At 71.5% G+C, this 22,562-nt stretch carries 21 protein-coding genes; 17 read left to right on the plus strand and 4 right to left on the minus strand.

Going from position 1 to position 22,562, the window contains the following annotated elements; translation table 11 throughout:
- The first annotated feature begins 83 nt into the window (after positions 1–83).
- Complete coding sequence (locus tag ACZ39I_RS27945) at positions 84–650, plus strand: TetR/AcrR family transcriptional regulator (protein ID WP_403658797.1); 567 nt, start codon at positions 84–86, stop codon at positions 648–650.
- Positions 647–2,170 carry an MFS transporter gene (locus ACZ39I_RS27950; RefSeq protein WP_467247369.1) on the plus strand — a complete coding sequence of 508 codons (1,524 nt, stop codon included), beginning with the start codon at positions 647–649 and terminating at the stop codon, positions 2,168–2,170. Before ACZ39I_RS27945 ends, ACZ39I_RS27950 begins: the two co-directional genes overlap by 4 nt.
- A gap of 75 nt (positions 2,171–2,245) precedes the next feature.
- Here the strand turns inward: ACZ39I_RS27950 and ACZ39I_RS27955 are convergent, their stop codons facing one another.
- On the minus strand, positions 2,246–2,917 hold the full coding sequence (locus ACZ39I_RS27955; RefSeq protein WP_467247370.1) for a lysophospholipid acyltransferase family protein: 672 nt from the start codon (positions 2,915–2,917) through the stop codon (positions 2,246–2,248).
- 371 nt (positions 2,918–3,288) lie between these two features.
- Between ACZ39I_RS27955 and ACZ39I_RS27960 the strand changes: the two genes are divergently transcribed.
- From ACZ39I_RS27960 to ACZ39I_RS27970, 3 genes are all read left to right on the plus strand, one after another.
- Complete coding sequence (locus ACZ39I_RS27960) at positions 3,289–4,458, plus strand: glycerophosphodiester phosphodiesterase (protein WP_467247372.1); 1,170 nt, start codon at positions 3,289–3,291, stop codon at positions 4,456–4,458.
- A 75-nt stretch (positions 4,459–4,533) separates the two neighbouring features.
- On the plus strand, positions 4,534–5,040 hold the full coding sequence (locus ACZ39I_RS27965) for a sigma-70 family RNA polymerase sigma factor (RefSeq protein WP_467247374.1): 507 nt from the start codon (positions 4,534–4,536) through the stop codon (positions 5,038–5,040).
- 45 nt (positions 5,041–5,085) lie between these two features.
- Positions 5,086–5,583: a GNAT family N-acetyltransferase gene (locus ACZ39I_RS27970; RefSeq protein WP_352390035.1), complete on the plus strand. Its 498-nt coding sequence runs from the start codon at positions 5,086–5,088 to the stop codon at positions 5,581–5,583.
- An 89-nt stretch (positions 5,584–5,672) separates the two neighbouring features.
- On the opposite strand, the gene ACZ39I_RS27975 is transcribed toward ACZ39I_RS27970, so the two are convergent.
- Together ACZ39I_RS27975 and ACZ39I_RS27980 are read right to left on the minus strand one after the other, a co-directional pair.
- Entirely contained in the window at positions 5,673–6,098 is a 426-nt protein-coding gene (locus ACZ39I_RS27975; protein WP_467247376.1) for a hypothetical protein, read from the minus strand.
- Positions 6,079–6,438, minus strand: a complete 360-nt coding sequence (locus ACZ39I_RS27980) for a hypothetical protein (protein ID WP_467247378.1) — start codon at positions 6,436–6,438, stop codon at positions 6,079–6,081. Before ACZ39I_RS27980 ends, ACZ39I_RS27975 begins: the two co-directional genes overlap by 20 nt.
- A 69-nt stretch (positions 6,439–6,507) precedes the next feature.
- On the opposite strand from ACZ39I_RS27980, the gene ACZ39I_RS27985 reads away from it, so the two are divergent.
- From ACZ39I_RS27985 to ACZ39I_RS28025, 9 genes are all read left to right on the plus strand, one after another.
- Positions 6,508–7,158, plus strand: coding sequence for an HAD family hydrolase (locus ACZ39I_RS27985; protein ID WP_467247380.1), 651 nt, complete (start codon positions 6,508–6,510; stop codon positions 7,156–7,158).
- 319 nt (positions 7,159–7,477) lie between these two features.
- Positions 7,478–8,509: a methionine ABC transporter ATP-binding protein gene (locus ACZ39I_RS27990; protein ID WP_467247382.1), complete on the plus strand. Its 1,032-nt coding sequence runs from the start codon at positions 7,478–7,480 to the stop codon at positions 8,507–8,509.
- Complete coding sequence (locus tag ACZ39I_RS27995) at positions 8,506–9,231, plus strand: methionine ABC transporter permease (RefSeq protein ID WP_352390030.1); 726 nt, start codon at positions 8,506–8,508, stop codon at positions 9,229–9,231. The genes ACZ39I_RS27990 and ACZ39I_RS27995 overlap by 4 nt, the downstream gene beginning before the upstream one ends.
- Positions 9,232–9,297: 66 nt before the next feature.
- On the plus strand, positions 9,298–10,128 hold the full coding sequence (locus ACZ39I_RS28000; RefSeq protein ID WP_467247384.1) for a MetQ/NlpA family ABC transporter substrate-binding protein: 831 nt from the start codon (positions 9,298–9,300) through the stop codon (positions 10,126–10,128).
- Positions 10,129–10,285: 157 nt separating this feature from the next.
- Positions 10,286–10,924, plus strand: coding sequence for a GNAT family N-acetyltransferase (locus ACZ39I_RS28005; RefSeq protein WP_467247386.1), 639 nt, complete (start codon positions 10,286–10,288; stop codon positions 10,922–10,924).
- A gap of 119 nt (positions 10,925–11,043) precedes the next feature.
- Complete coding sequence (gene cbiE, locus ACZ39I_RS28010; protein ID WP_467247387.1) at positions 11,044–12,255, plus strand: precorrin-6y C5,15-methyltransferase (decarboxylating) subunit CbiE; 1,212 nt, start codon at positions 11,044–11,046, stop codon at positions 12,253–12,255.
- Between the two features lie 373 nt (positions 12,256–12,628).
- Entirely contained in the window at positions 12,629–16,402 is a 3,774-nt protein-coding gene (gene cobT / locus ACZ39I_RS28015; protein ID WP_467247389.1) for a nicotinate-nucleotide--dimethylbenzimidazole phosphoribosyltransferase, read from the plus strand.
- A 140-nt stretch (positions 16,403–16,542) separates the two neighbouring features.
- Positions 16,543–17,784: a uroporphyrinogen-III C-methyltransferase gene (gene cobA / locus ACZ39I_RS28020; protein ID WP_467247391.1), complete on the plus strand. Its 1,242-nt coding sequence runs from the start codon at positions 16,543–16,545 to the stop codon at positions 17,782–17,784.
- Positions 17,785–17,848: 64 nt separating this feature from the next.
- Positions 17,849–18,667 carry a TrmH family RNA methyltransferase gene (locus tag ACZ39I_RS28025; protein ID WP_467247393.1) on the plus strand — a complete coding sequence of 273 codons (819 nt, stop codon included), beginning with the start codon at positions 17,849–17,851 and terminating at the stop codon, positions 18,665–18,667.
- A gap of 71 nt (positions 18,668–18,738) precedes the next feature.
- Here the strand turns inward: ACZ39I_RS28025 and ACZ39I_RS28030 are convergent, their stop codons facing one another.
- On the minus strand, positions 18,739–20,133 hold the full coding sequence (locus ACZ39I_RS28030; RefSeq protein WP_467247598.1) for a serine/threonine-protein kinase: 1,395 nt from the start codon (positions 20,131–20,133) through the stop codon (positions 18,739–18,741).
- Between the two features lie 196 nt (positions 20,134–20,329).
- On the opposite strand from ACZ39I_RS28030, the gene ACZ39I_RS28035 reads away from it, so the two are divergent.
- The 3 genes from ACZ39I_RS28035 to ACZ39I_RS28045 all read left to right on the plus strand — a co-directional run bounded on the left by ACZ39I_RS28035 (position 20,330) and on the right by ACZ39I_RS28045 (position 22,532).
- Positions 20,330–20,605, plus strand: a complete 276-nt coding sequence (locus ACZ39I_RS28035; protein WP_007380750.1) for a hypothetical protein — start codon at positions 20,330–20,332, stop codon at positions 20,603–20,605.
- A 197-nt stretch (positions 20,606–20,802) separates the two neighbouring features.
- Positions 20,803–20,985, plus strand: coding sequence for a hypothetical protein (locus tag ACZ39I_RS28040; RefSeq protein ID WP_352390023.1), 183 nt, complete (start codon positions 20,803–20,805; stop codon positions 20,983–20,985).
- A 608-nt stretch (positions 20,986–21,593) separates the two neighbouring features.
- Positions 21,594–22,532 carry an aminoglycoside phosphotransferase family protein gene (locus tag ACZ39I_RS28045; protein WP_467247396.1) on the plus strand — a complete coding sequence of 313 codons (939 nt, stop codon included), beginning with the start codon at positions 21,594–21,596 and terminating at the stop codon, positions 22,530–22,532.
- Positions 22,533–22,562 lie beyond the last annotated feature (30 nt).

A 22,562-nucleotide genomic window follows, 5' to 3' on the forward strand; every position in this document is an offset into this window, starting at 1 on the left:
CGAAACCGCTGATCAACGGTCGTAGGTGAGACGAGCTTGCCCAGTATGAGACAACAATGTCTCATGTGGTCTATAGTCGTCTCATGGCTGTCGACCGTGACCACGTGCTGCGCAGTGCCGCGGCCCTGCTGACCCGCAAATCCACCGCGACCATGGACGAGGTCGCCAAGGCCGCCGGGATCAGCCGGGCCACGCTGCACCGCCTCTTCGCCGGGCGCGACGCGCTGGTGCGGGCACTGGAAGCGCTCGGCATCGAGGAGTGCGAGAAGGCACTGGAGGCCGCCCGCCCGGAGGAGGGGCCGGCGAGCGAGGCCGTACGGCGCCTGGTCCGCGAGATCGAGTCCGCGGCCGGCCTCCTCGCCTTCCTCTACACGGAGAACCAGCTGTTCGAGGGCGAGGAGCAGAACGACGGCTGGGCCCGGATCGACGCCCGCATCTCCGCACTGTTCCGGCGTGGCCAGCAGAACGGCGAGTTCCGCATCGACCTCACGCCCGCCTGGCTCACCGAGGCCCTGTTCGGCCTGCTCGCCTCCGCCGTCTGGATGCTCCAGAGCGGCAAGGGCGCCCCCAAGGACTTCCACCACATGACCGTCGAGCTGTTGCTCGGCGGCGCACTGCGTCATCCCGCACGACCGAGAGAGGAATCATGACCAGCACCCTGCAGCCGGCGACCACGACCGAGGCGGTGAAGCGCCCCGGCCGTTGGCTCGCGCTGTCCGTCCTGGTGCTCGCCGTGCTGCTGGTGGCCGTCGACGCGACCGTCCTCGGCCTCGCGACCCCGTACATCAGCGAGGACCTCAGGCCGACCGGCACCCAGCTCCTGTGGATCGGTGACGTCTACTCGTTCGTCATCGCGGGCCTGCTGGTGTCGATGGGCAGCCTCGGCGACCGCATCGGCCGCAAGCGGATCCTGCTGCTGGGCGCCACGGCGTTCGGTGCGATATCGGTCCTCAACGCCTACGCGACGACACCGGAGTTCATGATCCTGGCCCGGGCGCTGCTCGGCGTCGCCGGCGCGACGCTGATGCCCGCCACCCTGGCCCTGATCCGCAACCTCTTCCACGACCCGCGCGAGCGCAGCCTCGCCGTCGGCATCTGGGGCGCGACCGCCTCCGCCGGTACGGCGATCGGCCCGATCGTCGGAGGCTTCCTCCTCGAACACTTCTGGTGGGGCTCGGTCTTCCTGATCAACCTGCCGGTGATGGCGGTCCTGGTCCTCGTCGGCATCAAGTTCCTGCCCGAGTCCCGCGATCCGAACCCGGGGCCGTGGGACATGGCCAGCGTGGCGCTGTCCCTGGTCGGCGTGATCGCGGTGGTCTACGCCGTCAAGGAGGCCGCCGCACACGGCATCGGCTGGGAGCCGGTCGCCGCGGGCGTCCTGGGAGCGGCAGCTCTGTACACCTTCGTCCGCCGCCAACTCACCCTGCCCTCGCCCCTCCTGAACATGCGTCTGTTCCGCAACCACGGCTTCAGCGGCGCCGTTCTGGCCGACCTGCTGACCATCCTCGGCCTCTCCGGGCTGGTCTTCTTCCTCTCCCAGTACCTTCAACTCGTCCAGGGCAGGGGCCCGTTGGAGGCGGGCCTGGCGGAACTCCCGGCGGCGGTGGGAGCGGTGGCGGCGGGTCTGGTCGCGGGTACGGTGGCTCGCCGGTACTCGGTGCGGGCGGTGGTCTCCGGAGGGCTTGCCGCCATCGGCCTGGCCCTGGCCTCACTGACCCTGCTCGACGGGTCCACGGGCTACCCGATGCTGGGCGCCGCCCTGCTGGTGGTCGGCGTGGGCGCGGGCTTCTCGTTCACGGTGACGGCGGACGTGATCCTGTCCAGCGTCCCGAAGGAACAGGCGGGAGCCGCCTCGGCGGTCTCGGAGACGGCGTACGAACTGGGCGCGGCCCTCGGCATCGCCGTACTGGGCTCGATCGTGACGGGCGTGTACCGGGGCTTCGCGGCCCCGGCCGGAACCCCGGAGGAGGCGCACGAGTCCCTGGGCGGTGCGGTGGAGGCGGCGGGGGGAATGTCGCCGGACGGGGCACAGGCCATGCTGACGTCGGCCCGGGAGTCCTTCGTCGAGGGGCTCACGATCGCGGCAGGCGCAGGCGCGGCGGTACTCCTGGCAACGGCCCTGGCGGCCTGGTTCATGCTGCGGGGCCAACGGCTGGACAAGGGCTTTTAGGAGAGCGGGCCCGTATCGACGTGCGGCGCCGTGGGAGCGACAAGCCCCCACGGCGCCGCACCCGACAACGAACCGCTACGCGGCCTTCGCCTTCGTCGCATACATGTCCACGTACTCCTGCCCCGACAGCCGCATGACCTCGGTCATCACGGAGTCCGTCACCGCCCGCAGCACATAGCGGTCCCGGCCCATCCCGTCGTACCGCGAGAACTCCATCGCCTCACCGAACCGGACCGTGACCCGCCCGGGCCGCGGCATCCCGGACCCGCCCGGCTGCAGCTTGTCCGTGCCGATCATCGCGAAGGGGACGACCGGCGCACCCGTCATCAGCGTCAGACGGGCGATACCCGTACGCCCCCGGTACAGCCGGCCGTCGGGCGACCGCGTCCCCTCGGGGTAGATCCCGAAGACCTTGCCCTCCTCCAGGACCCGGCGCCCGGTCATCAGCGCGGCCACGCCGCCGCGGCCGCCGTCCCGGTCCACCGGGATCATGCCGACCCCGGTGAAGAACCAGGCCATGAGACGGCCCTTCAGGGACTTGCCGGTGACGTACTCGTCCTTGCCGATGAAGAACACCTGCCGGTCGCAGACCAGCGGAAGGATCATCGAGTCGATGAAGGTGAGGTGGTTGCCGGCCAGGATGACGGGACCGTCACCCGGGATGTGCTCCGCGCCCTCCACCTGTGGGCGGAACATCAGGCGCATGATCGGTCCGAGCACTGCCTTGATGAGCGCGAAGCGGGACAACGGGCCCTCCGGAGTCAAGAGAACGGCCAGGGAAACTGTATGAGTCTGTGCAGGTGAGGACATTACTCGCGGCGCGGGGGATCGTGCACATCGGGCGCTCGGGGTTCACCGAGGTCTTACGCACTGTTGACACTCGTTTACCTGCGGATGGGCCCCGTTGCCTCCCGGAAACCCGGGCGGAACGATGTGACGGAGGTCGCCCCGGTGGACGCGTACCCCGGGTCTCCGCCATGAAGCCGACGAACCATCAGACATCTGTTCCCATACGACATCCCCTGTCACCCGCGTGTTCCGCCGCGGGTCTCCCGCCCGCCATGGACCCGGACCTACGATCGGCCCGCAGCGAAGAGGCGACGGCAGGAGGGGTCCCCATGGGATCGCAGGACGAGCACACGGACGGCACCGGACGGCGCGCACTTCTCGGGGCCGCGATGTTCGGCGCCGGGGGAGCGGTCCTGGGTCTGTCCGGGACGGCGAGAGCCGCGACCGCCGGATCCGCCGGGCACGGTGGCGGCGGGCTGAAGAGCCTGCCGGTGCCGACGGTCATCGGCCATCGGGGTGCCAGCGGCTACCGCCCCGAGCACACCTTCGGCTCCTACCAGCTCGCCCTCGACCTGGGTGCCGACATCGTCGAGGCCGGCGACCTCGTCCCCACCAGGGACGGCCACCTCGTCTGCCGCCACGAACCGGAGATCGGCGGCACGACCGACGTCGCCGACCACAAGGAGTTCGCCGACCGCAGGAGGACCAAGCTCCTCGACGGCGTCTCCACCACCGGCTGGTTCACCGAGGACTTCACACTCGCCGAGCTCAAGACGCTCCGCGCGATCGAACGCATCCCGGCCAACCGCCCGCACAACACGCTCTACAACGGCCGCTGGGAGATCCCCACCTTCGAGGAAGTCCTGAAGTGGCAGGACGAGCAGACCCGCAAGCGCGGCAAGCAGGTCTGGATCTACCCCGAGACCAAGCACCCCACCTACTTCCGGGCACTCGGCCTGGGTTTGGAGGAGCGGGTCGCGAAGCTGCTGCGCAAGCACGGCAAGGACAGGCGCAACTCTCCGGTGATCCTCCAGTCCTTCGAGCCGACCAGCATCCAGCGCCTGAACAAGCTCGTCGACAACCCCCTGGTCGTCCTCCTGTCCGCCGCCGGCACCCGCCCCTGGGACTTCGTGGAGACGGGTGACCCGCGGACCGTCGCCGACCTGATCACCCCCAAGGGCCTCAGGGAGATCGCGGGCTACGCCCAGGGCATCGGCCCGACCCTCGACCTCGTCATCACGAAGAAGGCGGACGGCAGCCTCGACAAGGAGACCTCCCTGGTCGCCGACGCGCACAAGGTGGGGCTGGTCCTGCACCCCTACACCATGCGCAACGAGAACCCCTTCCTGCCGACGGAGTACCGCAAGGGCACCGACGCGGACGCCTACGGAGACGTCTTCGGCGCCTTCAAGCGGTACTTCGCCACCGGCATCGACGGCGTCTTCACCGACAACCCGGACACCGGCCTCCTCGCCCGCGAGGACTTCGTCAACGCCTGAGCCGACAAGCCCCGATGGGGGTGACTTACGGCCGCCCGGGCAACCCACGACCCGGGCGGCCGTGTCGTACCGCATATGACGCACGACTTGGTCACCGCCCTGAGCCCGCTGCTCACCGCCGAGGCCTCCGCGGAGGCACATGCCTCCGGTACGGAACCGGCCGATCTGGAGCAGGCGGTCTGGCTCCGCCTCCTGGAGCACCTGGAGACTCAGGGTCCGCCCCTCGACCCGTCCGGCTGGCTCCGCCGCGCAGTCCGCTCCGAGTCCCGCCGCAGCCGTCGTACGACCCGTCGGGAGCAGCCGTACGTCACCGAACCCGCGGCCGACGACGATCGCACGCCCGAGCAGCTCACCCTCGCCGCCGCCAGGCGCCGGGCCCTGCATGACGCCGTGCGCCGGCTGCCCGGCCGTTGCCCCTCGCTCGTGGCGGCGCTCCTCTCCCCGAAGGACCTCACCTACCGGGAGATCGCGGGGGAGTTGGGTATCTCACAGGGCAGTCTGGGTCCGGAACGTTCCAGATGCCTGGGATGTCTTCGTCGATTGCTCCCGCCGGAGGTTGCGGCCCGCCGGGTGCGGGGATAGGAGTGGGGGACAACAGGCGATCAGGTGAGCGGGAGGCGTGCGCACATGGGCATGAGCGTGACCATCTCTGCGGCGGCCGAGCAGGACGCGGAGCAGATCTTCAGGCTGCAGTACCTGTGCTTCCAGAGTGAGGCGGCGCTGTACGGCAACTACCGCATCGATCCGCTCGTCCAGAGCCTGGACTCGGTCCGCGCGGAGGTGACCTCGGACTGTGTCTTCGTCGCCCGCCTGGGAGACGAGGTGGTCGGCTCGGTCCGCGGCCGCGTCACCGAGGACGGCTCGGCCGCCATCGGCAAACTCTGCGTCCACCCCCGCCTCCAGGGCCACGGCATCGGGGCCCGCCTGCTCAGGGCGGCCGAGGCCGCCCTGGCGGACGAACGGGGGGCCACCAGCTTCCGCCTCTTCACCGGCCACCGCAGCGAGGGCAACCTCCGCCTCTACCGCAAGGTCGGCTACCAGACGGTGGGCACGTCGGAGGGTGCGGACGGGGTCCCGATGATCGTCCTGGAAAAGCCGGCCGGCACATACGCGGCAACGGCTTGAGGGCCTTTAGGGGCGCGGGGCTGTATTGATCTGCGGCTCCGCCGCGTGGGCGCGGCCAACCACGGCTGCCCGGATGCCGCCCGACAACCTCAGGCGGCATCCCCCTTGGGCGCACCCTTCCGCAACCAGTAGATGGCGGAAAGCGGCAAGAGCACAGGGATGAACAAGTACCCCATCCCGAAGTCCGACCACACGGTGGCATCCGGAAACGCGGAGGGCTCCACCAGCGTCCACGTGCCCACGGTCAGCACGCCCAGCAGCTCCACGACACAGCACACCAGCGCCGCCTTACGGGCAGTCTCCCCGCCGCGCACCAGTGAGTACGTGATGAACCCGTAGACGACACCAGCCACCGCGGACAGCGAATAGGCCAGCGGTGCCCGGTCGAACTCGGTGGAGATCTGCACCGCCGACCGCGACACCGCCCCGACCACCATCACCCCGTACAACCACACCAGCAGCGTCCCCGGCCCGCTGGTCAACCGTCGGCTCACGTCAGCTTCCCCAGATGTCATAGAGCCGCACCTCCAGCACGGCCAGCACCACACCGCCGGCGGCAACCGTCACCGATCCCCACCGCGTCCGCTCCGCGAGCGACATGAACCCCGCCGCGGGCACACACGCGAACGCCCCCAGCAGATAGGCGACGAAGATCGTCGTCCCCTGCTCCGGCTTCTCGCCCCGCGTCAGCTGCACGATCCCGACCACCAGCTGGACCAGCGCCAGCACCGTCACCACGGCCATCCCGATGAAGTGCCAGTCCTTGGTCGGCTGATCACGGTAGGCGGCCCAGCCGCACCAGGCGGCCAGCAGCAGCGCGGCGACGCCGGTCACCAGCGTCAGGGCATCAAACATGCGGCGAGCCTATTACGGTCCAAAAGGCCTGATGCGGCCGCCCCCGCGCGGCACCGTAGGGTCGGGGACATGAAGATCCATGCCGAAGCCCTCCTGTTCGACAACGACGGAACCCTCGTCTCCTCCCTCGCATCCGTCGACCGCTGCTGGACGCGCTGGGCCGAGGAGTACGGCATCACCGCCGAGGAGTTCGCCCGGGTCGAACTGCACGGACGCCCGGCCGTCGAGATAGCCGCCGACCTGCTCCCCGCCGACGTCGTGCCGCAGGCCCTCGCGCGGATCGAACAGCTGGAGGTGGAGGACGTACCCAACGGCGGCGTTCATCTGCTGCCCGGGACCACGGCGTTCCTCGGCTCCCTGCCGGCCGACCGCTGGGCCGTCGTCACCTCCGCCACCCGCCGGCTCGCCGAGGCCCGCCTCGAAGCGGTCGGCATCCTCCCCAAGACGATGGTCGCTGCCGACGACGTCACCCGCGGCAAGCCGGACCCGGAGCCCTATCTGCTCGCCGCCCGCGAACTGGGCGTCGACCCGGCCCGCTGCGTCGTCTTCGAGGATGCCCCCGCCGGCCTGCGCGCCGGCCGCGCCGCCGGTATGACCACCGTGGCGTTGACCACAACCCATCAGGCACACGAGCTCGACGCCGACTTGGTGGTCGAGAACCTGTCGTCCCTGTCGGCACTGGTGACCACGCGAAACGTGGAGATCTCCGTCCGGCCCTGACCCTGTCCACCGCTGTCCGTCATTCGGACAGGGAGTTCTTGGTCGCTCCCATACGTCTGCTTTACTGATCGCATGACCACGACGAGCTGCCGCACAGTTGCGACCGAGGCGACCATGACGCCCGGTGCTCGTTGTATGTGTCGAATGTGCTCCTGTTAGAGGGCCCCCGCACCACCTCCCGAGCCTCGCGCCCCGAAGCGAGCCGCCCCGGCACGTCCGTACGCCGTGAACTCCGTACGTGACCCATGTGCCCGCGCAGGACTTCTCTCCCGTACCAGGGCACACCCACGCCCGGGTACTCGACAGTGACGGAAACCCAGTGATCACGACAACAGGCCTGACCAAGGTCTACCGCTCGCGCGGCCGTGAGGTCACCGCCCTGGACGGCGTCGATCTGCACGTCCGCGAAGGCGAGGTGTACGGCGTCATCGGACAGTCCGGCGCCGGCAAGTCCTCGCTCATCCGCTGCGTCAACCTGCTGGAGCGCCCCACCGCCGGCACCGTGACCGTCGACGGGCAGGACCTCACCGCGCTCGCGGGCCGCGGTCCGCGCGCCGGCAAGGAGCTGCGGCAGGCGCGCAGCCGTATCGGCATGGTCTTCCAGCACTTCAACCTGCTGTCCACCCGCACGGTCCGGGACAACGTCGAGCTGCCGCTCGAAATCCTCGGCACCTCCGGCAAGGAGCGCTCCCGCAAGGCGCTCGAGCTGCTGGACCTCGTCGGACTCGCCGACAAGGCCGGCGCCTATCCGGCCCAGCTCTCCGGCGGCCAGAAGCAGCGCGTCGGCATCGCCCGCGCCCTGGCCGGCGACCCCAAGGTGCTCCTGTCCGACGAGGCCACCAGCGCCCTCGACCCCGAGACCACCCGCTCGATCCTCCAGCTGCTGCGCGACCTGAACCGGCAGCTGGGGCTCACCGTCCTGCTCATCACCCACGAGATGGACGTCGTGAAGTCGATCTGCGACTCGGCCGCCCTGATGGAGAACGGCCGCATCGTCGAGTCCGGCACCGTCAGCGAACTCCTCGCGACCCCCGGCTCCGAACTGGCCTCCGCCCTCTTCCCCGTCGGCGGCGAGGCCACCGGCGAGGACCGGACCGTCCTCGACGTCACCTTCCAGGGCGAGGCGGCCACCCAGCCCGTCATCTCCCAGCTCTCGCGCACCTACAACATCGACATATCGATCCTCGGTGCCGCCATCGACACCGTCGGCGGCCTCCAGGTCGGCCGGATGCGCATCGAACTGCCCGGCCGCTACGAGGACAACGTCGTGCCCGTGGGCTTCCTGCGCGAAAAGGGCCTGCAGATCGACGTGGTCGGTGACCCCCAGCTGGTGAAGGAAGGTGTCAAGTGACCTGGTCCGAGATGCAGCCCCTGCTGGAGCAGGCGTGTTGGGACACCCTCTACATGGTCGGCTGGTCCACGGTCATCGCCGTCGTGGGCGGCCTGCCACTCGGTGTGCTGCTCGTCCTCACCGACCGGGGCGGGCTCCTCCAGAACGTCGTCGCGAACAAGGTCATCGGGCAGGTCGTGAACGTCGCCCGGTCGATGCCGTTCATCATCCTCATGGTCGCGCTGATGGGCTTCACCCGCTCGATCACCGGGACGACCATCGGCCGCGAGGCCGCCATCGTGCCGCTCGCCATCGGGGCGATCCCGTTCTTCGCGCGCCTCGTCGAGACCGCTGTCCGCGAGGTGGACGGCGGTCTGGTCGAGGCCGTGCAGTCGATGGGCGGCAACACCTGGACCATCGTCCGCAAGGTCCTCGTCCCCGAGGCCCTGCCCTCGCTGATCGCCAGCACCACCACCACGATCGTCGCCCTCATCGGCTACTCCGCGATGGCGGGCACGGTCGGCGCCGGCGGCCTCGGCGACATCGCGATCCGCTACGGCTACCAGCGCTTCGAGACCCAGCTGATGTGGATCACCGTCGCGATCCTCGCCGTCGTCATCTCGCTCATCCAGTTCGCCGGCGACTACGCGGCCCGCTCGCTGCACCGCCGGGGCGGGCGCTCCGGCCCCGCGCCGAAGCTGCGGCTGCTGAAGGCCTCCACTGCGGACACCAAGACCGTCTGAGACACCCCCGATTTTCCCGTGCACCCGAACACGGGATGGCTGCACCCAAAAGGAAAGGCACTTTTCGTGCGTAACGCCACAAAGCTCACCACCGCTGTCCTCGCCGCCGGGGCGCTCACCTTCGGGCTCAGTGCCTGCGGTTCGTCCGGCTCGGACTCGGCCTCCGACACCAGCGGACCCCTGGTCGTCGCCGCGAGCCCCACCCCGCACGCGGAGATCCTGAACTACGTCAAGGAGCACCTGGCGAAGAAGGCGGGCCTCGACCTGGAGGTCAAGGAGTTCCAGGACTACATCGTGCCGAACACGGCGACCGAGGACGGCTCGGTGGACGCCAACTACTTCCAGAACCAGCCCTACCTCGACGACTTCAACAAGAAGCGCGGCACGCACATCGCGCCCGTCGTCACCGTGCATCTGGAGCCGCTCGGCCTCTACTCCCACAAGGTCAAGAGCGTCGACGCCCTGAAGAGCGGCGCGACCGTCGCCGTCCCGAACGACGCCGTCAACGAGGCCCGCTCCCTGAAGCTGCTCGCCGCCAACGGGCTGATCACGCTCAAGGACGGCGCCGGCAGCGAGGCGACCCCGCAGGACATCGCCAAGAACCCGAAGAACCTCAAGTTCAAGGAGGTCGAGGCGGCCCAGACCGTGCGCTCCCTCGACGACGTGGACGCGGCGGTGGTCAACGGCAACTACGCCATCTCCGCCGACCTCAAGCCGGCCAAGGACGCCCTCGTCCTGGAGTCCGCGAAGAACAGCCCCTACGGCAACTTCCTCGCGGTCAAGGAGGGCAACGAGGACGACCCGCGCGTGAAGAAGCTCGCCAAGCTGCTCACCTCCCCCGAGGTCAAGAAGTTCATCCAGGACAAGTACGCCGGTTCCGTCATCCCGTCCTTCTGAACGGCGTAGGGCCACCGACGCGTATACGACGTATCGCCACGCACGGGGTCCACTCGCTCACCATGGGTGGACCCCGTGATGCGGTTCGGTGCTTTCATGCTGCATGCTGGGCAGTTCAGCAGGCCCTGCTGGTTTTCCGACGGCTACGGAGTGGCGCATGACTGGCACCTTCCCCAACATCTCCATCAGCACGGAGCGGTTGGTGCTGCGCCCCCTCGACGAGGACGACGTGCCCGCGCTGGCCGAGATGATGAACGACGAGCAGGTCGGGGCCTGGACCGACGTGCCTCAGCCCTACAGCGAGGACCAGGCGCGCGGCTGGATCACGCGGTACGCGCCGGCCGAACGGGAGACCGGCCGCGGAATCGCCTTCGCCGTCACGGAGTTCCTGACCCAGCGTCTGGTCGGCGTCGTCCAGCTCGCCAAGACCAACTGGCACGTCCGTTCCACGGAGTTGTCGTACATCATCGCCCCCTGGGCCCGCGGCGAGGGCTACGCCTCCGAGGCCGCGCTCGCCACCGCCCAGTGGCTGTTCACCGACCAGAAGTTCGAGCGGATCGAGCTGCGCACCGCGGCCGACAACACCGCCTCCCAGCAGGTCGCCCAGAAGATCGGCTGCATCAGCGAAGGTGTCCTGCGCGGTGCCTGCATAGCGCACGTCCGCGCCGACGACGGGACCTGGAGCGACGTCCGCACCGACTTCATCGTGTGGAGCCTGCTGCCCGAGGACCTCGACGGAGCGGGCGATCAGCTGACCGACACGGACGGCTTCACGACGTACTCCGACTGGAACTGAACCGGATCCGGACCCAGGGCGGCGAAAGCGCTTCCGGGGCGCAGCGGGTACCCTCACCAAGCCGCCCGCGGGCTGCCCACCGACGACAACCTGCGCACACCTCTGGAGACTGAGAGACGATGGCCGACCGGGTCACGGTGATCGGCTGGGACGGCTCGCCGCTGACCGCAGCGGCACGCTCCGCCCTCGGCGCCGCCACGCTGGTCGCGGGCGCCGCCCACCATCTGGCACTCCCCGAGGTACCGCCCGGCGCCGAACGCATCCGCCTCGGCAGCGTCGCCCTCGCCGCCCGCCGTATCACCGGCCACCGCGGCACCGCGGTCGTGCTCGCCGACGGCGATCCCGGGTTCTTCGGAGTCGTACGCGCCCTGCGCGCGCCCGAGTTCGGCCTGGAGGTCGAGGTCGTCCCCGGCGTGTCCTCGGTCGCCGCCGCCTTCGCGCGGGCCGGTATGACCTGGGACGACGCCCAGGTGGTCGTCGCACACCGGCGCACCCTGCGACGCGCGGTCAACGTGTGCCGGGCCCACACCAAGGTCGCCGTCCTCACTTCACCCGGCGCCGGACCTGCCGAACTCGGCCTGCTGATGGAGGGCGTCCACCGCACCTTCGTCATCTGCGAGGAACTGGGCACCGACCGCGAACAGGTCACCGTCGTCACCTCCGACAAGGCCGCCGACCACACCTGGCGCGACCCCAACCTCGTCATCGTCATCGGCGGCACGGCGGCCGTGACGGAGGACGGCGGCTGGATCGCCGGACGCGACCCGGCCACCGGGCCGCGCGGCTGGACCCTGCCCGCCGAGTCCTACGGCGGTCTCATGGGCGAGGGTGAACTGGAACCGCTGCGCGCGGCCCAACTCGCCCGGCTGGGACCGCGCGTCGGCGACCTCGTGTGGGACATCGGCTGCGGCAGCGGCGCCTTCGCCACCGAGGCCGCCCGGGCCGGGGCCGCCGTCATCGCCGTCGACCGCGACCTGAGGGCCTGCGAGCGCACCGAGGCCAACGCCCGCGCCTTCGGAGTCCAGGTCCAGATCGTCGCGGGCACCGCCCCGCACGTCCTGGAGAACCTCCCCGAACCCGACGTCGTCCGCGTCGGCGGCGGGGGAGTGGCCGTGGTCTCCGCGGTCGCCGACCGGCGTCCGCAGCGCATCGTCGCCCACGCCGCCACCCGCGACGAGGCCGAACTCGTCGGCCGGGACCTCAGCGAACACGGCTACCGCGTCGAGTGCGCCCTCCTCCAGTCCGTCGAACTCGACACCCGGGCCTGGACGGAGACGGAGCGCAGCGTCGCGTTCCTGCTCAGCGGGGTGCTCCCGGACCGTACGGCCTGACACCGCCGGTCGTCGTCCGCCGTCCCCGTGATCCTGTTGTCGTACTGCGCGCGGTAGGCTGGCCGACCGTTGTACCGCACCCGGCGGCCCGGCATTCGTTCGTCAATGTCCGGAAAGCGCGCCCGTTTTGGGGTGGGTGTGGTACGGCAGAACCGGAGGACGCGCAACGTGGCGCAGTCCACAGCGGGCTGTCGCGGATCAACCTGTCGCGACGGGGGAACGGCCGGGACAATGCCAGTTAATGGCTTTGTCGTCTTTCTCGGCGGGCCGTTCGTGCCGCTGGGCACGCACGCTCGTTCTTCACGGGGGCGGTCGGTGCGCCGTCCCCGGTGAGCTGGTCGTAGAAGCACTAACCGATGGGCGAGGGGTACGCATGACCGACACCGGCCAGGTTCCGGGCGAGGGACTGCCGGAGAACGCAGGCATGGTGGAACAGCCGGGCGTCCCTGCGCCGGGTGCGTACACCTACCTCTCCGAGACCACCGCCGAGGACGAAGACCTGTTGCTGCTGCCGGGCGCCCAGAGCCCCTGGGGCAACGAGGTCGCCCCGCCCGCTCCCGAACCGGTCGTCGAGACCGTCCACGAGCCGGGCCCGCACGAGATGTCCGGCCGCGACAGCGGAGCGCACGACCTGAGCGCGGTCCGTAGACCCCAGGTCCAGGCTCCTACGGTGCCGATCCCGCCCATCACGCCCCGCCGGCCGCTGCACCTCGGCCCGCCGATCCCCGACGCCTCCGCGAGCCCGGTCCGCTCGCTCGCCGACCGCGGCCCCGCGGGCGCACCGGTACGGCAGCCGGCCGCGGCCGCACCCGGACCCGAGTACTACGACACCTCGCAGCCGCAGGGCGCGGTCCCGTGGGGTGCCCCGGCCCAGGCCGCCGTCCAGACACCGGTGAGCACGGTGGCCCCGGCTGCCGAAACGGTTGTTCCGGCGCCGGAACCGGCGGTCGCGGCACAGGCTGCGACGGCCGACCTCGCTCCCGAGGCGGAGATCGCCGAGTACGAGGTCCCCGTAGCGCCGGTGCCGGATCCCGTACCGGCCCCCGAGTCCGTGCACGCGCCGGAGCCGCCGCAGACTCCGGTGCCCGAAGCGGATCAGGTCCTGGCCGACGGTTCGGGGTTCGAGGAAGCCCAGCCGGTGGAGGGCGAGCCGGCTGAGGTCGGTGGCGTCGAGGTGAGTGGGGAGCAGGTGCCGGTGGACGGCTCCTTGCCCTACGAGGTGCAGCCCGCGGTTGAGGTTCTGCCCGACGGACCCGTGCCCGACGCGGCCGACCGGACTCCTGACGCCGACACCGCTGTCGCTGCAGAGGCGGCCGAGGTCGAGGCCGAGGAGGTCCCGGGCCCCGGTCCCGACGTCGTCGACGCGGCGGAGTACGCGGTCGCCGCCCCGGATGTCGCCGACGTCGCTGAAACCGCGCCGGTGATGGGGGAAGCCCAGGCGGACGCGGTGCCCGAGCAGGCGCCGATGCCCGCGCCCGAGATCGTCGACGCCGGTGTCGAGTCGGGCACTGAGGCACAGGAGGCGGCAGTTGCCGTCGCCCCGCAGGTTGTTGCCGCCCCGGAAGCGGTGACCGAGGATGCGGCCGTTGCCCCAGAGGCGGACGCGGTCCAGGAAGCGGACCCGGTGGAGGAAACCGCGGCCGCTCCGGACATCGCACCCCCCGCCGAGGAAGCCGTCGCTCCGGTCACCCCGGACGCCCCCGAAGCCGTAACTCCGCAGGTTCCGCAGCCGGTGGATGTCGTCCCCGCACCGGCCGAGGATCTCCCCGCACCGGTCGAGGATCTCCCCGCACCGGTCGAAGACCTCCCCGCACCGGCCGAGGACCTCCCCGCACCGGCCGAGGACCTCCCCGCACCGGTCGAAGACCTTGCCGCACCCGCGGAGGACGACTTCGCCGCGGAGGCCCCCGGGCCACTCCCGGCCGAGCAGCCCGCGCAGGAGCAGGAACCCGCCGGGGACCCGCAGGCCCCCGTCCAGGAAGAGCCGGAGCCCCTCGCGGCGGACGCGGCCGACACCGACGTACAGCCGACGGAGCCCGCCGCTCAGCCGGCCCCGGACCAGGCGCCGCAGGGTCCGCAGACTCCGGAGCCTCAGCCGCTCGCCGCGGAACTCCCCGGCGCGCAGCCCCCGTTCGAGGCGCCCGTCGTCCTGCCCGCCGGAGTTCCCTCGGAACCCCAACCCGGCCAGCCGTTGGGCGAGTTCGTGCCGGTGGACGGCTCCGTGCCGACCACCCCGCACCTCGCGCCGACCCCGCCCCATCCCCTGTCGCTGCCCACCCCGCCTGAGGCGGGCGGTGACCCCCAACTCGCCCAGCAGGCGGACGACCTGGAGACCCGGGCGGCCGATCAGGAAGACCAGGAAGACCAGGAAGCAGTGAGCACCGCCCCCGTGGCAGAGGCACGACGGTCCACGGGCCCCGCCGCGCCCGCCTACGACGACGCCGAGCGCGAGGCCGTTCTCAAGGTCATGCGGGAGCGCCGTGACATCCGCAACGGCTTCCGCGGCGACCCCATCCCGCACGAGGTGCTGCTCCGTGTCCTGGAGGCCGCCCACACCGCGCCCTCCGTCGGCCACTCGCAGCCCTGGGACTTCGTCGTCATCCGCTCCGCCGAGACGCGCGCCGCGATGCAGGATCTGGCCCAGCGCCAGCGTGAGGCGTACGCCAAGTCGCTGCCCAAGGGCCGGGCCAAGCAGTTCAAGGAACTGAAGATCGAGGCCATCCTCGAGACCCCGGTGAACATCGTCGTCACGGCCGACCCCACCCGCGGGGGCCGTCACACCCTCGGCCGGCACACCCAGCCGCAGATGGCCCCGTACTCCGCCGCGCTCGCGGTGGAGAACCTCTGGCTCGCCGCCCGCGCCGAGGGCCTCGGCGTCGGCTGGGTCAGCTTCTTCGACGAGCGCGAGATGGTCCGCGCGCTCGGGCTCCCCGAGCACCTGGAGGTCATCGCCTACCTGTGCGTCGGGTACGTCGACGAGTTCCCGGACGAGCCCGAGCTGATGCAGGCCGGCTGGTCCAAGCGCCGCCCGCTGTCGTGGGTCGTGCACGAGGAGACGTACGGTCGCCGTGCCCTGCCCGGCGAGGAGCCGCACGACCTGCTCGGGGAGACCGTCGCCCAGATCCGCCCGCTGGACGCCAAGGCGCTCGGCGAGGCCTGGGAACGGCAGAAGCGGATGACCAAGCCGGCCGGCGCGCTCGGCATGCTGGAGATCATCTCCGCCCAGTTGTGCGGGCTGTCCCGGCAGTGCCCGCCGCCCATTCCGGAGCCCGCGGCCGTCGCGATCTTCGCCGGTGACCACGGTGTGCACGCCCAGGGCGTCACTCCCTGGCCGCAGGAGGTGACGGCCCAGATGGTCGCCAACTTCCTCGGCGGCGGGGCCGTTTGCAACGCCTTCGCCGCTCAGGTGGGCGCCGAGGTGTGCGTGGTGGATGTCGGCGTGGCGTCCGAACTCCCGGCCACGCCGGGCCTGTTGCCCCGCAAGGTCCGTGCCGGTACGTCCGACATGACGACCGGCCCGGCGATGTCCCGCGAGGAGGCCAAGCAGGCCATCGAGGTCGGCATCGAGACCGCGCGTGACCTGGTCGCGGCCGGCAACAAGGCGCTCCTCACGGGCGAGATGGGCATCGCGAACACCACCGCGTCCGCCGCCCTGATCTCCGTCTTCACGGGCGCCGACGCCGCCGAGGTCACCGGCCGCGGCACCGGCATCAACGACGAGACGCTGGCCCGCAAGACCGAGGTCGTCCGCCGCGCGCTCGAACTCCACCAGCCGGACCCCGCCGACCCGATCGGCGTCCTGGCGGCGATCGGCGGCTTCGAGCACGCGGCGATGGTCGGGCTGCTGCTGGGCGGCGCGTCGCTGCGCACCCCGGTCATCCTCGACGGCGTCAGCGCGGGCGCCGCCGCCCTGGTGGCCCGCGCGATCGCCCCGGAGGTCCTCGCCGCCTGCATCGCGGGCCACCGCAGCGCCGAACCGGGCCACGTGGCCGCGCTCAACAAGCTGGGCCTGCGCCCCCTGGTCGACCTCGACCTGCGCCTCGGCGAGGGCACGGGCGCCCTGCTGGCCCTGCCGCTGGTCCAGAGCACGGCCCGGGCCATGCACGAGGTCGCCACGTTCGACTCGGCGGGCGTCACCGAGAAGTGACCCCGCGACCGGGGTGGGCCACGCGCTCCTGCGTGCACCCCACCCCGGCCGTACGCTGAACCCGTCTCTAAAATCTGCACGTCAGGGCTGCTCCAGCGCCGTAGCACCCATCGCCTTGCCAGCACGAGGAGCCGCACCTCATGGCCGAACATCCCGCCTACCCCGTAGGCCTCCGCCTCACCGGCCGCAGGGTCGTCGTCCTCGGCGGCGGCCAGGTCGCCCAGCGCCGCCTGCCCGCCCTCATCGCGGCGGGCGCGGACGTCCTCCTGGTGTCCCCCGAGGCCACCCCCTCGGTGGAGGCGATGGCGGACGCGGGCGAGATCACCTGGGAGAAGCGGCCCTACCGGGAGGGCGACCTCGCCGCCGCCTGGTACGCCCTGATCGCGACCGGTGACACCGAAGCCAACACCCTGGCCTCCGCCGAAGCCGAGCGGAACCGCGTGTGGTGCGTCCGCTCCGACGACGCCGACGCGGCCACCGCCTGGACGCCGGCGACGGGCCACAGCGAGGGCGTCACGGTCGCCGTGCTCACGACGAACGCCAAGGGCCGCGACCCCCGCCACACGGCGGCCATCCGGGACGCGGTCGTGGAGGGCCTGCGCGACGGCACCCTCGTCGCCCCCCATCACCGCACCCGCACACCGGGCGTCGCCCTCGTCGGCGGCGGCCCCGGCGATCCCGACCTGATCACGGTCCGCGGCCGGCGCCTCCTCGCCGAGGCCGACGTCGTCATCGCCGACCGCCTCGGCCCCCGCGACCTCCTCGCCGAACTCCCGCCGCACGTCGAGGTCATCGACGCGGCGAAGATCCCGTACGGCCGTTTCATGGCCCAGGAGGCCATCAACAACGCCCTGATCGAGCACGCCAAGCAGGGCAGGTCGGTGGTACGGCTGAAGGGCGGGGACCCCTATGTCTTCGGCCGCGGCATGGAGGAACTCCAGGCCCTCGCCGAGGCCGGCATCCCCTGCACGGTCGTCCCCGGCATCTCCAGCTCGATCTCGGTGCCCGGCGCGGCCGGCATCCCCGTCACCCACCGTGGCGTCGCCCATGAGTTCACCGTGGTCAGCGGCCATGTCGCCCCCGACGACGAGCGCTCGCTGGTCGACTGGCCCTCGCTCGCCAAGCTCACCGGGACCCTCGTGATCCTCATGGGCGTCGACAAGATCGGCCGGATCGCCGAGACCCTGGTCGCCCACGGCAAGTCGCCCGACACCCCGGTCGCCCTGGTCCAGGAGGGCACGACGGCCGCCCAGCGCCGGGTCGACGCCACCCTGGCGACCGTCGCCGACGTGGTCGTCGCCGAGGAAGTCAAGCCGCCAGCCGTGATCGTCGTCGGCGAGGTCGTCGCCGTAGGACCCCGGGTCTCCGAGCCCTCGGCGTAACCCGGGGTAACACAACCCGTTCCCAGCCGTTGGCACCGCACCCAGGACAAGGCAGTATCACCCTGTGGCCGATCTCATCACCGTCGAGGACCCCGACGACCCGCGCCTGCACGACTACACGGGCCTGACCGACGTCGAACTGCGGCGCAAACGCGAGCCGGCCGAGGGCCTGTTCATCGCCGAGGGCGAGAAGGTCATCCGCCGGGCGAAGGACGCGGGCTACGAGATGCGCTCCATGCTGCTGTCCGCGAAGTGGGTCGACGTCATGCGTGACGTCATCGACGAACTCCCGGCCCCGGTCTACGCCGTCAGCCCGGAGCTCGCCGAGCAGGTCACCGGTTACCACGTGCACCGCGGCGCGCTCGCCTCCATGCAGCGCAAACCGCTGCCCACGGCGGCCGAGTTGCTCCAGACCGCCCGTCGCGTGGTGGTCATGGAGTCGGTCAACGACCACACCAACATCGGCGCGATCTTCCGCTCGGCGGCGGCCCTGGGCATGGACGCCGTCCTGCTCTCCCCGGACTGCGCCGACCCGCTGTACCGCCGCAGCGTCAAGGTCTCGATGGGCGCGGTCTTCTCCGTCCCCTACGCCCGCCTCGACACCTGGCCCAAGGGCCTGGAGTCGGTCCGCGAGGCCGGCTTCACCCTCCTCGCCCTCACCCCGGACGCGAAGGCCAGGACTCTCGACGAGGCCGCCCCACACAGGATGGACCGGGTCGCGCTGATGCTCGGCGCCGAGGGCGACGGCCTGACCACCCAGGCCCTGGTCGCCGCCGACGAATGGGTCCGTATCCCGATGGCCCACGGCGTCGACTCCCTCAACGTGGGCGCGGCGGCCGCGGTCGCCTTCTACGCGGTGGCCACGGGACGACCGCAGAGCTGATCAGCGGTCGTCCGCTGCTCCGGCACATCGCCTACGGCGTCCCGGCGCCGTACTCAGTCCGTGCCGCCGCCCTACCGCTGCGGCGGTGCCTGGTCCGGTGACGCGTGCACCTGTCCCTGCCGCAGTTCCCGTACGACGCCGTCCTCGCCGCCGAGCCCGCGCGGCGGCCCCTGGCAGCCCTGGGCCGCGGCGATGCCGAGCGCCACGAGCAGGGTCACGACGACGAACACGAACAGTCGCTGGCGCAGGAGGCGGGGGTTCGCGGGGCGCAGCCCCGTCTTGGTGTTCCTGGAGGCCGGGCGCCCGGCACCGCTGCGCGGCGCGGGCCGGCTGCCGCTGCCCGAGCGGGTCGTGTTCCGCGAGGAGGCCGGGGTGGGCCGCGGGCCCGGGCGGGAGGAAGGCACGCCGTTGCCGCGCGGGGTGCTGCCACCACGTGACGGAACCCCGCCGCGCGCCGGGGCCTGGCCCCGGACCTGCCCCGAACCACGGGACTGCGGAGTTCCCTGGGAGCCGGACGTACCCGGCTGCCCCTGGGGACGTCGCTGGGCCGTCCGCTCCGGGTAGGTGTCGGCGATGCGTCCGGTGGGCCGGTCCGCCTCGGCGGCGCGCGGGGCGGGCGGGCGCAGATCCGGCAGGCCCTGTGCCTCGCGGGCCGCGATCTCCTTGAGCCGCAGCGACAACTGGAGGGTGCTCGGCCGCTCCTCGGGGTCCTTCGCCAGACACGCGCGGATGAGGGGGGCGACCGCGTCGGGCACACCGTGCAGCTGGGCCTCCTCGTGCACCACGCGGTACAGCATCACCTCGGAACTGCCGTGCCCGAAGGGCGAGTCGCCCATCGAGGCGTACGCCAGGGTCGCGCCCAGCGAGAACACGTCGGTGGCCGGCGTCACCGCGGCGCCGCGCACCTGCTCGGGTGCGAGGAAGCCGGGGGAGCCCACGGCGGTGCCGACATGGGTGAGGGTGGAGGCTCCGGTCGCCCAGGCGATGCCGAAGTCGATGATCCGCGGACCCTTGGGCGACAGGAGGATGTTCGACGGCTTGAGGTCGCGGTGCACCACCCCCGCCTCGTGCACGGCGACGAGGCCCTCCGACAGGGCGGCCCCGATGGAGGCGACCTCGGCGGCGCCGAGCGCGCCCTCGTCGGCGACCTTGTCGTGGAGGGAGGGGCCGGGCACGTACTGGGTGGCGAACCACGGACGGTCCGCCTCCAGATCGGCCGCGACGAGCCGGGCGGTACAGCCGCCGCGAATCCGCCGGGCCGCGGAGACCTCGCGCGCGAACCGCGACCGGAACTCCTGGTCCTCGGCCAGATCCGGCCGGATGACCTTCAACGCGACCCGCTGCCCCTTGCGGTCGGAGCCCAGGTAGACGACTCCCATCCCCCCGGCGCCGAGCCGTCTGTGAAGCCTGAACGAGCCGACGACGCGCGGGTCCTCGCGCCTCAGGCGCATCATCGCCATGTTCATCCCCGCTGCCCGGTCCGTGTGACGAGCCACAGCTTACGTTTCCACGGGCCGACGCGCGCAGAGGCCGCGCCCTCTCGGCCCGGTGGATTGTCAGTGCCGAGTGGGAGAATTGAGGGGTGGTCAGGGAGCCGGAGGGCGGGCGGACTTCGCTTCGGATGTGATCCCAACCACCCGTCGCAGAAGGGGGATTGAACCCGTGAAGGGTGATCGCGTGGAGATAGTCGTGGACGCAGGTGACACGACGCGCACCTACGAGGTGGTGGCGAGCAGGGCGGGCCGCCGAGTGGAGACGGCGGTACGACGAGGTGTCGTGGAAGTGAGCGAAGTCACGCGGAACGGATCGGTGGTGCGGACGGCCCGGTTCATGGCGACCCGGGTGCTGGCTCTGGTGGAGCAGCCCGTGCCGCGCGAGGACAGCTCGGAGAAAGCGGGGCAGACCGGGCGACCCCTCCGGGAAGACCCGGAGACCTAGGTCCCCGTCTCCACCCATGGGAGTACTCCGCTGGTCATGGCTCATCCTCGGGGAGGCCCGGCAATCGGTACGAGGGCATGACGTGCGGGAAGCCCATGACGCCTAGATTTGAGGTCAAGCGGCGGGTGCAGCACTCGTCCCCCGAGGTCAGACACCCGCCGCTGCCAAACGACAACAGAACGGTCAGGAGAGGGACCATGGCTCTTACGGCACCGCGGACACTGTTCCGCACACGTCAGCCCCGCCGTACGGGCCGTCGCCACCCGCTGGTGGCGACGCTGATGGCCCTTCCCCTGGCGGTCCTGCTCCTCGTCGTCTTCGACGGCTGGGAGACAGTGGCCACACAGGCGTCGTCCGTGGGAGTGATGCTGGGGCGCTGAGCGGCGACCCCAGGCCCGGAAGAGCGGTCCGGGCGGGGACATCAACCCATGAAACCCCGTGGGGACGGGGGTGCGGCGGACGGCAAAATGCCGGCGCAGCTGGGGAGCTGCGCCGGCATTGCTTTGCCCTGTGGGCGTCTGAGGGTTCGGTTTCGGGTGCGGGTTCGGTGGGGGCGGGCGTTGTGCGCAGTTCCCCGCGCCCCTGAATGCCTGCGGCGGCCCGAACGCCCCGGTGGGGGCTCGTGTAGCGCGTGCGATGTGTTGTGGGTCGGTGCCGGGGTGGGGGGTATCCGTCCTCGGTCCGGCGGAAGCTGTCCCTTCATAGGTGCTCTGTAACGGACGCCGGCCGCTGCGGGCGGACACCCCCCACCCCGTCCCCTGCCCGCCGTACGCGGCCAACCGCCCGATCATGGCGCGCGGTCCGGCCAACGGCCCGTCCTGGCGCAGGCGACTGCAACCCCCTAGGGGCGCGGGGAACTGCGCGACCAGCCCTCACCGGCCCGCACCCGCCCGACAACCCGACCCGGCACCCCCTGAGGCGCCCCACCCCACGTCAACGAGACTTGCGTACCCTCGCGAGCAGACCACCCCGTCGCCCAGGGAGCCCCGTGACCACCCACCCCCTGCTCACCGAGCTCACCCTCAGAGCCAGGACCGAGGCTCACTCAGGGCGCTCGTCTGCGTGCCCCTGTGGGGCGACCACCCTGGCCGACCGTCCCGATGCCACCGTCGTCCGTCACGCCGACACCGTCGCCAAGGCTCACGCCCCCGACACGACGCGCGCCGACCTGGCGCCCCGCCTCGCCGCGGCCGCCCACCTCGCAGACATCCTGCTACCCCCACTCGCCGAGACCCCCGTAGACCTGCACGGCCGGCTCGTCACCTTCTGGCCCTACGGCGAACCCGTGGACCCGCAGAACCCCGACGCCGCCCCCTGGGAAGCCGCCGCCACCCTCCTCGCCCACCTCCACCGCACCCCCGCCCCACCCGGCCTGCCCCCCATGCGCGGCCCCGCCAAAGCAGCCCTGGCCATGGCCCGGCTCCTCGCCACCAGCCGCCGGAGGCACACCGTGCCCGTGCTCCGCGCCTGGCGAACCCTCCCGTCCTGGGCCCGCGCCGAGACCCCCATGTCCGACACCACGACCCTCTGCCACGGCGACCTCCACCTCGGCCAGCTCGTCCGTCACCCCGCCCCCGACGGCCCCTGGCGTCTCATCGACGTCGACGACCTCGGCGTGGGAGAACCCGCCTGGGACCTCGCCCGCCCCGCCGCCTGGTACGCCTGCGGACTGCTCCCGCCCGACGACTGGTCCCGCTTTCTCGGCGCGTACCGGGCGGCCGGGGGCCCCGCGATTCCCGCCGAGGGCGACCCCTGGCCGGCCCTGGACGTCGCCGCCCGCGCGCTCACCGTGCAGACCGCCGCCCGGGCGATCGCCAAGGCGACCGAGGCGGGCCGTGCGCTGGACGACGTGGAGCAGGCGGTCGTCGACGCCTGTGACCGAATGGGTTCCACCCCGCCGGAGTTGGCGGACGGTTTCGCGAAGTAGGGTGCAACCGACCAGAGCCGGACAGAGTCT

The organism is Streptomyces sp. NPDC024687, from assembly GCF_055559055.1.